This is a genomic window from Pseudomonas sp. IPO3747 (assembly GCF_013385245.1).
GTDB classification, from domain to species: domain Bacteria; phylum Pseudomonadota; class Gammaproteobacteria; order Pseudomonadales; family Pseudomonadaceae; genus Aquipseudomonas; species Aquipseudomonas edaphica.
Map to the genome: position 1 here is coordinate 553,874 of NZ_JACAQL010000022.1, position 15,235 is coordinate 569,108.

Annotated in this window: 14 protein-coding genes; 2 read left to right on the forward strand and 12 right to left on the reverse strand. The window is 55.4% G+C overall.

The genetic code is table 11. The features are described 5' to 3' along the window. Nucleotides 1-48: 48 nt before the first annotated feature. The 9 genes from aldA to HX790_RS23995 form a co-directional block, all read right to left on the reverse strand. Nucleotides 49-1,473: an aldehyde dehydrogenase gene (aldA, locus tag HX790_RS23955; protein WP_099549896.1), complete on the reverse strand. Its 1,425-nt coding sequence runs from the start codon at nt 1,471-1,473 to the stop codon at nt 49-51. Between the two features lie 174 nt (nt 1,474-1,647). After that, nucleotides 1,648-3,063 carry a TolC family protein gene (locus HX790_RS23960; RefSeq protein ID WP_138452807.1) on the reverse strand — a complete coding sequence of 472 codons (1,416 nt, stop codon included), beginning with the start codon at nt 3,061-3,063 and terminating at the stop codon, nt 1,648-1,650. Further along, a complete protein-coding gene (locus HX790_RS23965) occupies nt 3,060-5,234 on the reverse strand; it encodes a peptidase domain-containing ABC transporter (protein WP_176992278.1) in 2,175 nt (724 codons plus the stop codon). Before HX790_RS23965 ends, HX790_RS23960 begins: the two co-directional genes overlap by 4 nt. 11 nt (nt 5,235-5,245) lie before the next feature. Next, a complete protein-coding gene (locus HX790_RS23970; RefSeq protein WP_176992317.1) occupies nt 5,246-6,502 on the reverse strand; it encodes an HlyD family efflux transporter periplasmic adaptor subunit in 1,257 nt (418 codons plus the stop codon). A 73-nt stretch (nt 6,503-6,575) separates the two neighbouring features. Next, a complete protein-coding gene (locus tag HX790_RS23975; RefSeq protein ID WP_176992279.1) occupies nt 6,576-7,562 on the reverse strand; it encodes a tetratricopeptide repeat protein in 987 nt (328 codons plus the stop codon). Next, the gene (locus HX790_RS23980; RefSeq protein WP_138453462.1) at nt 7,519-8,748 is read right to left on the reverse strand and encodes a retropepsin-like aspartic protease; all 1,230 of its coding nucleotides are present in this window, start codon (nt 8,746-8,748) and stop codon (nt 7,519-7,521) included. The genes HX790_RS23975 and HX790_RS23980 overlap by 44 nt, the downstream gene beginning before the upstream one ends. After that, the gene (locus HX790_RS23985; RefSeq protein WP_138453463.1) at nt 8,735-9,127 is read right to left on the reverse strand and encodes a hypothetical protein; all 393 of its coding nucleotides are present in this window, start codon (nt 9,125-9,127) and stop codon (nt 8,735-8,737) included. The genes HX790_RS23980 and HX790_RS23985 overlap by 14 nt, the downstream gene beginning before the upstream one ends. Nucleotides 9,128-9,174: 47 nt before the next feature. After that, entirely contained in the window at nt 9,175-9,393 is a 219-nt protein-coding gene (locus HX790_RS23990; protein WP_138453464.1) for a bacteriocin, read from the reverse strand. A gap of 94 nt (nt 9,394-9,487) precedes the next feature. Continuing rightward, complete coding sequence (locus HX790_RS23995) at nt 9,488-10,270, reverse strand: Fic family protein (protein ID WP_171045895.1); 783 nt, start codon at nt 10,268-10,270, stop codon at nt 9,488-9,490. 283 nt (nt 10,271-10,553) lie between these two features. Between HX790_RS23995 and HX790_RS24000 the strand changes: the two genes are divergently transcribed. Continuing rightward, entirely contained in the window at nt 10,554-11,066 is a 513-nt protein-coding gene (locus HX790_RS24000; RefSeq protein WP_138453466.1) for a hypothetical protein, read from the forward strand. 408 nt (nt 11,067-11,474) lie between these two features. Here HX790_RS24000 and HX790_RS24005 read toward each other — a convergent pair whose 3' ends face one another. After that, nucleotides 11,475-11,825, reverse strand: coding sequence for a hypothetical protein (locus HX790_RS24005; RefSeq protein WP_138453467.1), 351 nt, complete (start codon nt 11,823-11,825; stop codon nt 11,475-11,477). A gap of 69 nt (nt 11,826-11,894) precedes the next feature. Beyond that, nucleotides 11,895-12,824, reverse strand: a complete 930-nt coding sequence (locus HX790_RS24010) for a LysR substrate-binding domain-containing protein (protein ID WP_176992280.1) — start codon at nt 12,822-12,824, stop codon at nt 11,895-11,897. A gap of 285 nt (nt 12,825-13,109) precedes the next feature. On the opposite strand from HX790_RS24010, the gene HX790_RS24015 reads away from it, so the two are divergent. Continuing rightward, nucleotides 13,110-14,342 carry an MFS transporter gene (locus HX790_RS24015; protein WP_176992281.1) on the forward strand — a complete coding sequence of 411 codons (1,233 nt, stop codon included), beginning with the start codon at nt 13,110-13,112 and terminating at the stop codon, nt 14,340-14,342. On the opposite strand, the gene HX790_RS24020 is transcribed toward HX790_RS24015, so the two are convergent. Next, a complete protein-coding gene (locus HX790_RS24020; protein WP_138453137.1) occupies nt 14,280-15,194 on the reverse strand; it encodes a LysR family transcriptional regulator in 915 nt (304 codons plus the stop codon). The two genes, HX790_RS24015 and HX790_RS24020, sit on opposite strands and share 63 nt — an antisense overlap. Between the last annotated feature and the right edge of the window lie 41 nt (nt 15,195-15,235).

Below are 15,235 nucleotides of genomic sequence, written 5' to 3' on the forward strand. Positions count from 1 at the left end.
GGCGCCCTGATAATTGTTTTTATTAAAGGTGCAACAGGTGCGCGTGGATCAGTACTTCATGACCACCAGGCGGGTCTGGGTAAACTCAAGCATCCCGTGCTTACCGTCATCGCCGCCCAGCCCTGAGCGTTTCCAGCCGGCGTGGAAACCCTGATACGGGTCTGCCGGCGTGCGATTGACGTACAACTCTCCGGCTTCGATGGCATTCGCCACTTTCATTGCCGTGCGGTAGTTCTCGGTGTAGAGCACCGATGACAGGCCGAACTGATGGTCGTTGGCCATGGCCAGCGCTTCGTCGATGTCGCGGTACTTGAGCACCGGCAACACCGGGCCGAAGATTTCTTCCTGAATGATTTCCATGTCCTGGCGGCAACCGCTGAGCAAGGTCGGCGGATAGAAATGGCCCGGCCCGGCTGGCAGCACACCACCTGTTTCCAGTACAGCACCGGCAGCGACGGCGCGCTCGACCATGGCGTGGATATTCTTTTGCGAGCTGGCGTTGACCAACGGGCCCATCAGGCTTTCGTCCGTGGAACGGTCACCGAACTTCACCGCGCTGATCTTGGCTTTCAGCAAAGCGAGGAATGGCTCATAAATACTTTCGTGCACATACACGCGTTCCACCGCCGTACACAGCTGACCGCAGTGGGTGATCTTGGACGCAACGATAGCGCTGGCGGCTGTTTCCAGGTCGGCATCCGGTTCGATGATTGCCGGGGTCTTGCCGCCCAATTCCAGGGATGGTTTGGCGATATTGGCCTTGCAGTAATCCAGCACGATACGCCCGGCGTTCACGCTGCCGGTGAGGGTGATCAGGCCGACGGCCTTGTGCGTGCAGACGCTGGCGGCGGTGGCGTGGTTCATGGTCAGGATGTTGATCACACCGGCTGGAATACCGGCTGTCACCACTGCCTTGGCAATTTTAAACGCCGACAGTGGCGTGTTGTTGCTGGGCCGCACCACCACGGTATTACCCGCGATCAGCGCCGGGGCAATCTTGCGCAACAGCGTGTAGACCGGGTAGTTGAACGGGATCAGACAGGCCACCACACCAATCGGCTCGCGGTGCAGGAACAGGTTTTCGTCCGAGGTATCGCTGGGGATGATCTCGCCTTCGATGCGGCGGGCCCATTCGGCGTGGTAACGGGTAATTTGCGCGGCGTAGCGGGCTTCGTTGCTGGCGTCAGTGACGCTCTTGCCGGACTCGCTGGCCAAAGCCGTACCGATGGCTTCGGCGTGGCTGTCCAGGGCATCAGCGAAGGCACGCAGGTGCTCGGCGCGTTCGATGCTGGTGAGCGTGCCCCAGGTTTTCTGGGCGCGGGCGGCGGCGTCGACGGCGGCGATGGCCTCATCGGCGGTGGCGGCGCTGACATGGCCGACCAGGGATTCATTGGCAGGGTTGTAGACGGCGATCAGGGCGTCGCTGGCGGGTTCGACGAATTGACCGTTAAAGAAATTGCGCTCGAATTGCATGTGGTTTGCCCAACGTTGTTGTTTTGCGAGTGACATGCAGTTTTGTATTTGCTTGGGGGGCGTGCAAACGACTTATTGGGTGGGGTAACGTGAGGAAAATGCAGGTTAGCAGTGATGAGTGTGGATTTGAGCGGCGTGCAGATGACTACTGTTCAAGTCAACACTCAACACGGGTTACAAAGCCCAAAACCCCAGACGACCAAGACTGGCCGCCAACCTCAGGCGTGACGTCTGCCAGCGGCTGAGGGTTTGAATATGCTCTTGCTCGGCACCGGAATACGCGGTCAGGGCATTGAGCAACTCAATCATGCTGCCCACCCCGGCGTGATAACGGCCCTGGATGACCTCCAGCGACTGGCGTGATTGATCGACCAACTCGCTGGTGCGCTGCAGACTTTGGGTCTCAATATTCAACGTCTGATAACTGGCCCATAGGTCTAGCGCGACCTCTTGCTCAACCTCAGCCAGTTCTGCTCGGCCCGCGTCGACACGAGCTTGTGCTTGGCGGATCTGGTAGGTCCGGCCAAAACCGTCAAAGATCGGGATGCTCAACTGCAAACCGATACTGCGGTCCCGCTCACGCTCATCGCCATTGAATATCTTCGATTGCTGGCTACGTGCGTACGTCAGGTCGGCGGTCAGTGCCAGGCTCGGAAGGTTGGCAGCGCGTCGCTCATCAACGGCCGCCTGAGCGGCCCTGAGCCTAGCATGTGCGGCGAGTACTGCCGGGTGATCCTGACGCGCCTGGGTCAACAACTCATCGACCGCCTGCAGGAACTGAGTGTCCGGCAGTGGAGTGAGGTCACCCGCCAACTGCAGAGGCGTTTGGGGTGATAGCCCCATGCGCAAGGCAATCACACCCAAAGCGTTATGCAATGCTCCACGGTCGCGGATCTGGCGCAAATTAGCCTGGGAAAACGCTGTTTGCGCCTGCAAGCGATCAGAAAGTGCGGCCGCACCGGCTTTGTATTTGGCATCCGCCGCTTCCAGGTTGCGAGCCGCCAATTCGGTGATCTGCACCGAGGCGGCCAAGCTGCGCTGAGATGACAAGGCATCGTAATAAGCCTGCGCTGCCTCAACAAAAGTACGCTGCAACATGGCGTCCTGGGTAGCGTTGGCAGCCACCAGCAACTGGCGGGCATTGCGCAAGGCGGCCCCGCGTCGACCGAAGTCCACCAACACCCAACTGAGCTCAAGACTGGCGCTGTCGCGCCGCCGGTGCCCTTCACCAGAACGTAAGGCCGGTTCATCGTAGTCAACCCGACCATTGCCGCGATTACTGCCAACGCGCCCATCCAGGCGCGGCAGATACGCCGACTGGCTGAGCCCAACCTGGGCAGCCTGAGCCTTGGCATTGGCCCAACTGATACGCGTCTGTGGGTCGTGGCACAAAATCCGTTCAACCACCTGCTCTAACGGCAAACGTTCAGGTAACCGGCCAAAACTACACGACAGCTCGCCACGTGCATCGTCATACACCGCTTGCCGGGAAACGTTGCGTGCAGTGTCAAAAACGTCTGGCTCAAAGGCCCATGCAGAACGTGAACAACACAACAAGGCCATCATCAAGATCGAGGATAATTGCTTCATGCCTGGCCCTGTTTCATCTCTGGCGAAGTGTTCGCGGTATGTGCGCTATTCGTTGGTCCGTCAGCATCGCCATGTACCACCCTACCGGCCAGAATCCGGATGACACGGTCCGCAGAGGCGATGGTTTCAGGGCGGTGGGCAACCATGATGCGCGTAATTCGCAACCCCTGAATGGCCTGATTCACACGCTGTTCACACGCGACATCCAAGTGACTGGTGGCCTCGTCCAGAAAGAGTATTCGCGGTTTCTTATACAGGGCCCTGGCCAGCAGCACGCGCTGCTTTTGCCCACCGGAGAGCACCGTGCCCATGTCTCCCACCAAAGTGTTGTAACCCATCGGCATGGCTTGGATATCACTGTGAATCGACGCGATCCGGGCACATTCGATCAACCAGGACTGATCCACGTTGAGGTCGAAGAAACTGATGTTATCGCGCAAAGATCCCGCAAACAGCACATCGTCCTGCGTCACAGTACCTACCAGTTGCCGCAAACCATCCAGGCCCAGTTGCGCCAATTCAATACCGGCGATACGAATCTGCCCCCGAGTGGCCGGCAGGATACCGAGCATGACGTTCATCAGCGTGCTTTTGCCGCAACCCGACGGACCAACGATAGCCACCGATTCACCCGCAGCAATATGCAGGTCGAGGTTGTCCAGCACCCAGGGCTCCTGCTCGGCATAACGGTAGTGCAATCCCTGGATTTCAATGCTCGCATCACAATCCATGAGTGTCTGCAGGTCGACACTGGAAGCGGTTGCTTCCGGTGGGTGCAGAACAATATCTGCCAGCCGTTCGCCCTGCAGTTGCAACATACGCAGCTCGAAAAACTTGTCTATCAAGTTACCTACTCGGGTATCAAACTGCGTTTTATAGGCGATAAACGCGATCAACAGCCCGACGCTGAACTGGCCATCCATCACCATGCTTGCGCCAAACCAAATCACCAACAAGTTCTCAATGCCAAACAGCAACCCATTCAATTGTTGATAGAGCAACCGCAGCTTTTGCGTGCGCAATCCAGCGTTGATCTGCTCCACCAACAAACCAAGCCAGGCTGAACGACGCTCTTCCTGGCGCTGAAACAGTTTCAAGGGGCGAATGCCACGCACCGTTTCCAGAAAATGGCTTTGCTGACGTGCGGCATGGATGATTTGCTCTTCGGTCGCATTGCGCAGCGGTCGATACCAAAGGCAGCGTCCAACGGCATACAGCAGCATAGTGGCGATCGCAATAGCGGCCAGGGCCGGACTGTAGAGCAGCATCATTGCAAGGGTCGCGACGGACATAAGACCGTCGAGAATCGCCGATAGGAACGCCGCCGTCAGCGTCTGCTGAATAGTGTCTACGGCGCCGAAACGCGACACCACATCTCCCAAGTAGCGCTTCTCAAAGTATTGGCTGGGCAACCGTAACAAGTGGCTGAAGACATTCGCACGCCACTGCACGGAAAGCAGCGTACTCAAATGCATCATGACCCAGGCACGCACGCCGCTGACCGCTTGTTGCATCAACAATAACAAGGTAAAGCCCAGTACCAGTGTACTGAGCAGATCGTGGTCGGCGCTGATAATGACGTTGTCGATCGTCCACTGAAGCAAGAACGGGGTGATCAGGGAAAAGACCTCGAGCGTCAGTGCCAGCAGCAGTACTTGCACCAACGAGCGATACAGCCCGCTAATACGCCCCATCATGTTCAGGAGTTTGATTCTTGGTTTGTCTTCTTGCAGCTCGAAACCGCTGTCCGGCCACAATTCCAGTGCTACGCCGGTGAAGCTTTGAGATAAACCTTCATGATTGATCCGGCGCAACCCTCGCGCAGGATCATGTACAACCACGCCTTGCCGATCGACGGACTTGAGTACGACAAAGTGGTTGAAGTTCCAGTGCAGAATACAAGGCAGCTTGAGCTGGCCGAGGCCGTCCACATCCAACGTGACAGCACGAGCACCCAGTTGCAGTTGCTGAGCACTGTTGATCAGTTGTTTGAGGGCAATACCTTTGAGGGAGACGCTGCAACGGCGGCGCAAATCCAGCATATCGACCCGATGCCCGTGGTATCCAGCAATCATCGCCAGGCAAGCCAGGCCGCATTCAGTCGCTTCGGTCTGCAATACCACGGGCAGACGACGCCCGGGACGCAAGGCTATGGCGTCAAGAAAAGTCATGGGAGGGGTTCCTAGAATTTGCCGGTGAGGCTGTAGAGAGGCTCCAGCACCCATTCATAAAGGCGGCGGCTTTCCTGCAGGATGTCGGCATCCAACAGCATTCCGCTTTGCAGCAACTGAGGCTTGCCATAGGCCATAACGGTCTGCTCGTCGAGTTGTACACGCAAGCGGTAGAGCTGTTCGCCGTTGCGCGAAAGCCCCGGTACCTCACCCGTCATAATGGCAAGATCCGCAGAGGGCACGGCAGTGCGCGAAATAGACACCACTTGAGCGTGATATTGGCCAAACTTCTGATAGGGATAGGCCTGATAGCGGATCAGCACGGCGTCCCCCGGCCTGATAAACCCCACCGCTTTGCTCGGGGCGTAGAGCTCAGCCTGCAGTTGGGCGTCACGGGGCATGATGCTCAACAACGTACGCGACGGGTCCACTGTCTGGCCGACTTCCGTCAGAACTGCCGTTGCCACACCGTTTCCTGGAGCGGTGATCAATACCGTACGCTTGGCTTCACTCTCTGCCAGCTCTTGTTCGATACCCGACAGTTGTCGATGTATCGGCGCCAGTGCATTGGCTTGGCGTGTTTCAAGCCCCGCCAACTCGTTGTTGCGCTCGGTGAATTGTTGGGTGATTGAACTGCGCTCGCGATCCAGGCCCTGTAGGGCTTGACGCTGTCCCAAAAGCTCGGCTTGCCGCTGCTGGAACTGGTCCATAGAGATATAGCCCTTTTGCATCAATCCCTGATAGCGATTTGACGCATCCCCCGCCAGCGCCACGCGCTCGCGCTGGCTGACCAATTGCGCAGCCAGGTTGGCTTGCTCATCACGCAGTGTGCTCACCTTACTGGTCAAACTGTTGCGCTCGGCCTGTTGCAGTTGCCGGGTTTTATCGAGTTCCTGCTCCAGTGACTCCCTCCGTTGCTTGAGCTGATAACTCACGCGTGCCTGCACCGGGTCGGCGCCGGCATCATAACGTTCACTGGAAATAGTCAGCAGAGGATCACCCATGACAACGGACTGCCCTTCGACGACAAACCTTTGCAGCACCACTCCGGTTTGCGGCGTCCGGACCTTTATCTGGCCGTTGGCTGGAACCAGTTGACCACTCACCGTGCTGCGCTTGGTGTAAGAGCCCCAGATAAAAAAGCTGCTTACCAAGACCAGCATTCCCAAGGCGAACATAATGAGAAAAGTGAAGGATGTCGGCCGGATCAGCACAATCTCCCCCAGCCATTTGACGCGCTGCGCTTCAGACGCGGCCCTGCGAAATATCCTGTCGCCCACAAATCACTCCTGACACCCCTGCACGCCCGATGCTTTACTCAGCATCCGTTCATGGTTGCTTTCACTTATTGATCATTAGCCCGCGCCGGTTATTGTTATCGTTGATGAACATTTGTATTTGCTTTCGCCATGCAGCTTTGGTCTGCTCGTCGGCAGCATCACTGAGAGTGGGCATTTGTTTCTCGATAACTTCCAGGCGCTTGCCGGCTTCGGGAACCCGTGCACTGGCTAGCCAATACCACTTGTAGGCTTCGGGTAAATTGACTGCCTGACCAAGCCCTTTCTCGAAGATATAGCCAAGATTCGCTTGCGCCTGAGGCACGTCAAGCATCGCTGCCTCTGTGTACCATTGGGTGGCCATGGGCAGGTTTTTGGGCATGCCAACACCCGTGGCGAAACATTTACCAGTTAGAAAAGCGCCTTCACCAAGTCCGGCTTTCGCTGCCTTTTCATAGTATTGACAAGCCGACTCAGGGCTAGCGTCCGCGATCAGGTGGTTAGCACTCAAGGAGCCCAAGCGAAATAATGCTTTTGAATAATTTAGTTGTGCCGATTTTTTATAGTACTCAATGGCTTGGGGCATGGACTTGCTTACCCCCAGACCGGACTCATACATAAAACCTAAATTGTAGATAGAGGTCGGGTCTTCATGTGCTGCCGAAAGTTCCAGATAATGCTTGGCCTTAACATAGTCAGTTGCGCCAATCGCCTGTCCGTCCAGATACAAGGCGCCCAAAGTCGCTTGTGCAGCGGCATAGTTTTGCTGGGCCAAGTCAGCCCATAAGTTTAGGGCGGCGTTGACATCGCGGTTGTGCCCCTTTCCCGTGAACAGCAATCCGGCGAGCATATTTCTAGCATCAGGATCGTTAGCTTGCTTGGCTAGCGTAGAAGCCAGAGAATAGGCACTTGCATAGTCATCACGGTTATAGGCCGCCCGCGCGTCATCTATATTTGCCGCGTGCGCGACTGAAAGAAACAGGGCACAGCAGGCAGCCATCAGCCGCTTATTGAACTGGGATTTTTTGTTTGTAGCAAGCTCTTGATTCATGTGTATTCCATATCAATTCGTAGTCTTGAAACGCTGGCCATCCCAAGACATAGGGCGTCAGGTACTTTTGCTCGGCCAGTGTCGTATAGGAAACATCTTTCGCCCCCCCTCCAATGTTCAGATTGATTGTGGCCTGGGTGATGGTTCGGGGAGAGGTACCACTCACATCGGTCATTATTTTGCTTTGCTGATCATTCCCCGCTGAACCGACCTTGGCTTCGCCACCACTTAAGTAGTAAAGATTACCGGTATCAAGGGAAGCAGCGGTTTGTTGACCGTCCACATTAGCGAGCACATATAAAAACTGAGTTTGTCGTGAATAAGAGCTGCCTAGAAATACGCTGCCCACGCACTGTTTTTCAAGTGCCTCTATTTCCGCTGGGGTTACGTTCAGTGTGATATGCTCACTTCCAACAATGACATTGTCGAAGCCAGACATCAGGTCCAAACCAAACAAACTGAGCGACCCGCCCACTACAACCAGAACGTTCCTGAGTTCAATGCCCGAAAGGTTAATCTCCCTGATCAAGCCGTACTGGGCATTCACCGATTGCCGGCTGTAATAACTATTGATTTCCACCGGCAACTTAATCAATTCAACGCCATATCGGAGGGCATCAGACTCGCTGATAACTGTCACGCTCGCGCCCGTATCAAACAAGACCTTTGCCGCGTGGCCATTGACTTCAACTTCAAGCAAAGGGTCGGTAGCGCTTTTGAGATAATCATTTTCTTCACTACTTAATACTATTTGAGTGCGCTTCAATAAGCCGGCTTGCCGATCGCCCACACGTTTGAGCGTATCGACATCCAACTGAGCAATAAACTGTTCGGCTCGGCGACGCTGTTCAGCAGTCATGGACGCCAGGACCTGCGCATAAGCCGCGAAGTGCCCATCATTCAAGTGATTACCGAGCAGTATGAGTTTGCAGGCGGTCGCCGTATTTTCCACATTGAGGACTGCGCAATCAGCAAGGCTGACTTGCGTCGCGGGCTTCTTGGACTGGGCCCTGGCCAGAACGGCGGAAAGCAGCGTATTAGCGTCTATTCTTGATGCTTCCAGACCGCGTAATGGAATAGAACTCGGGGCATACAGTTTGGCTTGTATGTCCTGCAACTCGACAGCACTCACTGGGTTCGACAGCAAGAGTGCGACCACGCATAGAGTGAGGCTATTGCGGCACATTCTTTAGTCCAAATGATCGCTCGAGCCTTTTAATTTCGTCTTCCGACAGCAGCGGCTTCGGTGGCACGGTGAACGCCTTTTCCGGCGACGGCAGCGGGTTGACCAGAGTGGTCTTTTTTACTTTTGATGCAATTTCTCCGCTGCTCACGGGGTACAAGGCCTCATCCAAACACTTATCCCGCATAGTCTGGCTGGACAAGCCATAGCAACCCTTTCCATTTGACAGTGCCCTGGCTTCACAGGTACTGCGGCCATCAGGATCCTCCTGCTCCACACAGCTCAAAGAACCGAATGCGTGGCCTAGCACACTGGCCGGGTCAGCAGCATGAGCGACGGTGTAAAACAGCAACGGCGCCAAGGCGAATAAGGTATTTTTCATATTCGGTCACTCATAGAAAGTGTGCCAATCAAGGCACACTTTTTAACTTAGAACTTAACAGTTACACCTACTCCCCCCGACAGCTCGCCTCCCGAAGCAGAGCCGCCTACGGTGACGCTGGTATTACCCGAAGTCCAGGTCGGTCCTGTGTAACCGCCATTTGATCCCAACCACTCAAACTCTCCTGGGTCCCAATCAGTAACAGGCTCAACCGTCGTCTGGCCGCCCGATACAAGCGCCAATTCTTTTTCCGTCAGTACACGCATTTGATAACTCCCTGGTGACGGAAAGAGCCTTCCATGACCCGCCCGTTGGTTATTTGCCCTGATGGGCGCCTCAACTCCCTCTGAGGAAATAAACCTAGTGCCCGGCCATAAAGCCAATGATGTCGCAATGGAAGCGCACCCAATCATCCCACTCACCAAATAGCTCAGCCTGCCGGATACGCAATACATGAGCGCCGGGCGAACAGTTATAAAAGTCATATAAGGGAATGTAGTTTTGCGATGTACGCCCCATCAGGGCATTGAACAACACGCGTGCCAACCGCCCATTACCATCCAAGAATGGATGACAATTCATCAACCCTACGGTAGCAACGGATGCACCCAATAAGTCTTGGCGACTGCTCGGTAAATCGGCCATATACTTCCAAAGCGCCATAAGTGCCGCTGGTATATCAGATGGCTGAACAAACTCTACTGTGCAGCCACGCTTATCAGGCCTGACACCCACTCGCGTCGCTCTGATTGTCACAATGGTGCCTGTGAGTGCGCAGGCAGCGGCTTCCAACATTTTACAAATCGTCGAGTACTTCAGAGTGACCAGAGACTGTTCAAGTGCTGATGAAAACACCTCAACATACTGTTGTTCAGTAGGCGTTCTATTGCTCAAGGGCTCCAACGCATTATTCGTTGCATAATGCTCGAACAGCGGATGTTGGAAGCACCGCGATTTACTTTCGCGCGCCAACACAACCGATACCGATCCGGGCGAAACAGGCCATGGCTTATGCTTATACATCTCAAGCCTAGCCTGAGCGTTAAACACCGATTTAACCGTTTCCTCAGTCAGCACCGCTCCAACTGGATAAATCAGGGACTTTCTAAAATGTGCTTTTACTTTTGCCATGACAAAATCCATTTCATTTCCGCCCCTGTGCCTCATGCACAAATAACGCTTGCGACAACGCCACTTGGAAATAGCTATTTCCTCAGGAACGATCACGCTACCAACGAAATGTGACATTTTGCCAAAATCCGTGTGAAGCTTTTATTGATCCGTTACTTTGTTAGTCTCCCCGGTTTAACACGTTGCGCCCTTCAGCAGACACGTAATACATTGTCCACTCCCGCAGCCCCACCCAATTAAAACAAAAACAGTCTTCACCTCACACAGCGTCTTTTATTAAATGGGAAAATTCAGAATGACCCACACCGACTTAGACTCGATTTTTTCACAGCATTACGCCAACGCCAAGACCCTGGAGTTCCCAGCGTTCATAGGCAATAAGTCCACCTGCAACCCAATCAATTCAACACCTTATATAACGTCCCTTTCACGCTTTTTTGCAGAGCCTAAAGATCCTAAAAGGCGCTTGCTCTGCGCACGGCTTAAGGCTGCTATAGCAGAGTTGGCGATGGCTGATATCAGCGTTGAAATCATACTGATAGGTGGAAGTTTTCTGGACTCAACAGTCATCCCAGGCGATTTGGATTGCGTACTGTTCTACTCGATGAACGCCGAAACAAGCGTGCTTGACCTTCAACAATGGCAACGGCAGATGAAAGCGCAGGACCTGGATGCCAGATTGATCCCCATGGATACTCACCCACTCATCATGTGGAAATCCGCGTTGTTTTTTTCGGTGCTGTATACCCAGAGGAAAAATGGCGACGGCGTACCGACCGGTTTGATTCTACTCGACTGTAAGCACTGAGAACGCACCCGAGCTATTTTAAATAAACTGTAACTCCCATCGCACATTTCAGAAATATAAATGTATTTAAATCTCAATAGCCCGCCCTCAAAAGCAGGTTTAGTCGCTCGTACCGTGCATACTTAATCTTAAACGTTCAACTTGACTGCACATAAAATACCTGCGATCAGACACCATGAAAGTCTATAAAACGGAGTGAACAATGCGAGAATTGACAGAGAAAGAACTTTTGCTCGTTTCAGGCGGTTCCAACACCGACCCGATATCACATGACCCAGGCCCTCATCCTGATGACGGTTCGGCCCATGACCCCGACGATGTGCATTCTCCAGAGTCATGGACGATGTAATTAACACTGCCCGGCTCACCGCGTGAGCCGGGTGACAACGTTCTCTACAGTTATCCAATTCAAAACTCTTTTGCGGAGGGCATCGGCGTGGGTGCCCGTTTAAAATTCGCCATCACATCCCACGCCGCCAAGTGTGCTGATTTAGTGCGCAAGGAATATAAACATAGCTCTGCCCCCAATTGATTTTTCATCGAAGGTGGCGGCTTCATACCCTGAATCAGAAAGGCGACAACTTCGTCAGGCGCAGGAAAATAAGCGGATGATTTCAGTATTGAAGGACTCACCAGGCTTGTGACCAGCCGGCATGCCGTTATAGCCTCCTCGTCCACCTGTTCTCTACTCGCGGAGCCTGCGTTCACCAGGCTGCTGGAAATACTCAAAACCACAAACGCCAACCCTAACGATTTCAATAGCAGGCTCCTTATCCTTAGCAGCGATCAACAGTACTCTAATACACTATTGTGACTGTTCTTCAGGCGCTAAACCGCCGCCGTAGAAGGCTCCAACTGCCGCTGCGCTAACCAGATCTCCTCCTGCAACCACCGCCCGAAGACCTGCAACTGCGGCATATCCGTCTGCTCCGGCCGGGTCACCAGCCAATAGGACTGATGCCCTTCCACATGCACATTCAGCACCTGCGTCAACTGCCCACTGGCCAGTTCCGCTGCGACCATGTGCCAGTCGGCAATGGTAATCCCCAACCCATCCGTTGCCGCCCGAATCGCCAGGTCCAGCAAGTCGAATTCATAGCCGCCCTGGGTATCCACCCCATGAATCCGCGCCGCGTCCAGCCAATGCTTCCACGTCAAGTAACGCTGATCTTCACTGGCCAACACATGCAACAAGGTCATGCGATTCAGATCCACGCCATCGCTGCATTCCCGGGCATACAGCGACGGCGCGCACACCGCGATGTGCCGCTCCTGAATCAGCAACGAACTGTCCAGGCCATCCCACTCGCCATTGCCGAACCGAATGGCGCAATCGAGCGTGCTGGTCTGCGCCAGGCTGTCTTGCAGGCACGTGGTGATGCTCAGCTCCAACTCCGGATGCGCCTCGCGCAAACGCCCCAAACGCGGCATCAACCAGCGGCTGGTAAACGTCGGCGGCGCGTTGATGTGCAACCGGTTGGAATGGGTTTTCTGCTGGATGCTGCGCACTGTCAGCTCGATCTTGTCGAACGACTGGTGCAACGCCCGCAACAACACGCGCCCGGCGCTGGTGAGCTCGAGGTGATGGTGGCGCCGTTCCAGCAGGCTCTCCCCCAATTGTTCTTCCAACTGGCGTACCTGGCGACTGACCGCGCTCTGGGTCACGTTCAACAGCTCGGCAGCCCGGGTAAAGCTGCCGGTGCTGCCGGCGACTTCGAAGGCTTTGAGGGCATTGAGACCAGGCATTTTGCGTTTCATGGAGAGCACTCGACAACGATCAACAAGGAAGATTGAGCAGAGAAATACCCGTACAACATACCTTTTTGTATTGGGCCAGCGGTAGCACTCCCCCCACAGAGAAAAATACTCGACCGAAATCAATCATGTCGTTTTTGGACTAAACACGTCGCTGACGAATAAATAGCACGCGTATAACGCATGCACACTAAGACAATTAAGCATTGGCTGCCCGCGCACTACAAAAGTTAGTCTTCCCTCCAACTAAGTCTATTGGCTCTTCGCCAACTAAATCGAGGCCGCGCCATGTCTAGCCCCCCTATTTCAACGCGACGAAGTATCGGTTTACTGGCATTGGTATTTACCGCCTGTAACGCGACCACCCACGGTTTCAGTATTTTTCTGTACTCCGCCTTATTGCCGCAGATCCGTGGGGTATTTGAACTGAACTACAGCCAGGCCGCCTTGATTGCAGCCGTGCTACAGCTGTTCTACATGGGTGCCTCGATTGCCAGCGGCATCGCCGCGGCCTGGGTGAGCCCACGCAATATGGTGCGCCTGACCATCGTGTTAAGCCCGGTGTTGCTGGCACTGGCCGTCGCCACGCCTTGGGTAGTGCCGTTTGCGCTATGCCTGGCGCTGGTGTCGGCCTGCGCGGTGTCGAACTGGAACGCGATTGCCGCATTGGCCCGAGAAGTGATCCCGGCGACTCATCGCAGCCGCGTGCTGGGGTTGGCGTCGTCGGGGGCCGCTTTTGCCATTTGCTTGAATGGGCTATTGATCGCACTGTTGCAAGGTCTGTCATTGCGCCAGTTTTGGTTGATCTGTGCAGGCCTGACGCTGCTGGTCACGCTGCTGACCTTGTGGACCTTGGCTGCGCACGTCGAACAAGCGCCCCGCTCTGTCCAGCCGCCCGCATTCACCCAAGTGCTCAAACAATGGCTGCAACTGTGCGTGGACCAGCCAGTGGCCTTGCACATTGTGTTACTCAGCGGATTTATCGGCGCAATCAGTGGACCGTTCCTCAACTTTTTATCGGCCTTTGTCAGTGACCGCCTGCACGCCGGTGCGGCGGTTACGGGCTCGATGTGGACGTTGATCGGCATTGGCGGCGCCATCGGCGGGCTGCTATTGGGCTCGCTGGCGGATCGCTGGGGCGCACTGCGGGTGCTGGCGCTGAGCATTAGCGCATTCGGCCTCGCCATGCTCGGCCTGCTGGGGCATCCCAGCCTATTACTGAGCTGGTGCGCTGCCGGATTGTTCGCGCTGTTCTATTTCCCTTCATGGGGTTTGATGGCCGCCTACCTCAGTGCACGCCTCGATCCGGTGCAAAGCCTGCAAGTGGTGAGCCTGAGCATGGTCAGCTACGGGCTGGCCAGTGCTTCGGCCAATGGGCTGTGCGGTTGGCTGTTGCAGGTCAGTGGCGAATTTACCGTGGTACATGCCTGGATTGCCGGCTGGGTACTGGCAAGTTTGCTACTGCTCAAGCGCATGGCCCATCGGCAGGCCGTGGACGCGTTGGCCGTGCAAATACCCTGAACGTCCCAACTGGCGCTGCAAAATTTCCACCAGCGCCTCCACCTCCGGAACCTGGCAACCCACCGAGCGCCAAAACATCAGGCGCGCCGGGGCAATGGCTGGGAAGCCTTGCTGCTCATCCAGAATCTGCCAGCCCTCCGGCACCAGCCGCCGTGCCATCACGCCCACCGACAAGCCTTGCTCGATGGCAATCGCAATACCGCGCGGGCTCTGACTCGTATAAACCACCTGCCACGAACGCCCAGCCTGGGCCAGCGCTTGCACGGCATTGGCACGGAACGCACACCCTTCGGCGTACACCGCCAGCGGCACCGACTGGCGCCCTACGCCACTCCAACTCGGTGCCGCCACCCACACCAACGGCTCATCACACAGGTATTCCCCCGGCTGCAGGCCCGCATGCTCAACACCCAGCACCAAGTCCAGCTCGCCGCGATGCAAGCGGCTGACCAGCGCGGTAGACATCTCACAGCAAATATCCGGGCGCACCTGGGCAAACTGCGCCTGAAAGTCCTTGAGCATCCCGCCCAGGCAGTATTGAGCGTAGTCCTCGGGCATACCCAGGTGGATACACACCTGCTCATTGGGTAATTGAGCCGCGCTGACCGCCTCAAGGTGCAGCTTGAGGATCTGCCGCGCATAGATCAGAAAGGTTTCGCCGCTCGGCGTGAGGCCGATGGAGCGGCTGGTGCGGTGAATAAGCGGCGTTCCCACGATCTCTTCCAGGCGCTGCAAGCTCTGGCTGACGGTGGACTGGGTTTTATGCAAACGCTCAGCAGCCGCCGAAAACCCCTGGCATTCGATAATTGCCACAAACACTTTAAGTAAGCCCCCATCCAGTTCGCCTGACATAACTATCGCCCCTGCCGATGGATTCGATCACAACTTGTAAT

Coding starts and splice junctions, on each gene's coding strand:
- aldA (WP_099549896.1), bottom strand. CDS start 1,473: ATGCAATTCGAGCGCAATTTCTTTAACGGTCAATTCGTCGAACCCGCC.
- HX790_RS23965 (WP_176992278.1), bottom strand. CDS start 5,234: ATGACTTTTCTTGACGCCATAGCCTTGCGTCCCGGGCGTCGTCTGCCC.
- HX790_RS23985 (WP_138453463.1), bottom strand. CDS start 9,127: ATGAAAAATACCTTATTCGCCTTGGCGCCGTTGCTGTTTTACACCGTC.
- HX790_RS24015 (WP_176992281.1), top strand. CDS start 13,110: ATGTCTAGCCCCCCTATTTCAACGCGACGAAGTATCGGTTTACTGGCA.
- HX790_RS24000 (WP_138453466.1), top strand. CDS start 10,554: ATGACCCACACCGACTTAGACTCGATTTTTTCACAGCATTACGCCAAC.
- HX790_RS24010 (WP_176992280.1), bottom strand. CDS start 12,824: ATGAAACGCAAAATGCCTGGTCTCAATGCCCTCAAAGCCTTCGAAGTC.
- HX790_RS23995 (WP_171045895.1), bottom strand. CDS start 10,270: ATGGATTTTGTCATGGCAAAAGTAAAAGCACATTTTAGAAAGTCCCTG.
- HX790_RS24020 (WP_138453137.1), bottom strand. CDS start 15,194: ATGTCAGGCGAACTGGATGGGGGCTTACTTAAAGTGTTTGTGGCAATT.
- HX790_RS23975 (WP_176992279.1), bottom strand. CDS start 7,562: ATGAATCAAGAGCTTGCTACAAACAAAAAATCCCAGTTCAATAAGCGG.
- HX790_RS23980 (WP_138453462.1), bottom strand. CDS start 8,748: ATGTGCCGCAATAGCCTCACTCTATGCGTGGTCGCACTCTTGCTGTCG.
- HX790_RS23990 (WP_138453464.1), bottom strand. CDS start 9,393: ATGCGTGTACTGACGGAAAAAGAATTGGCGCTTGTATCGGGCGGCCAG.
- HX790_RS23960 (WP_138452807.1), bottom strand. CDS start 3,063: ATGAAGCAATTATCCTCGATCTTGATGATGGCCTTGTTGTGTTGTTCA.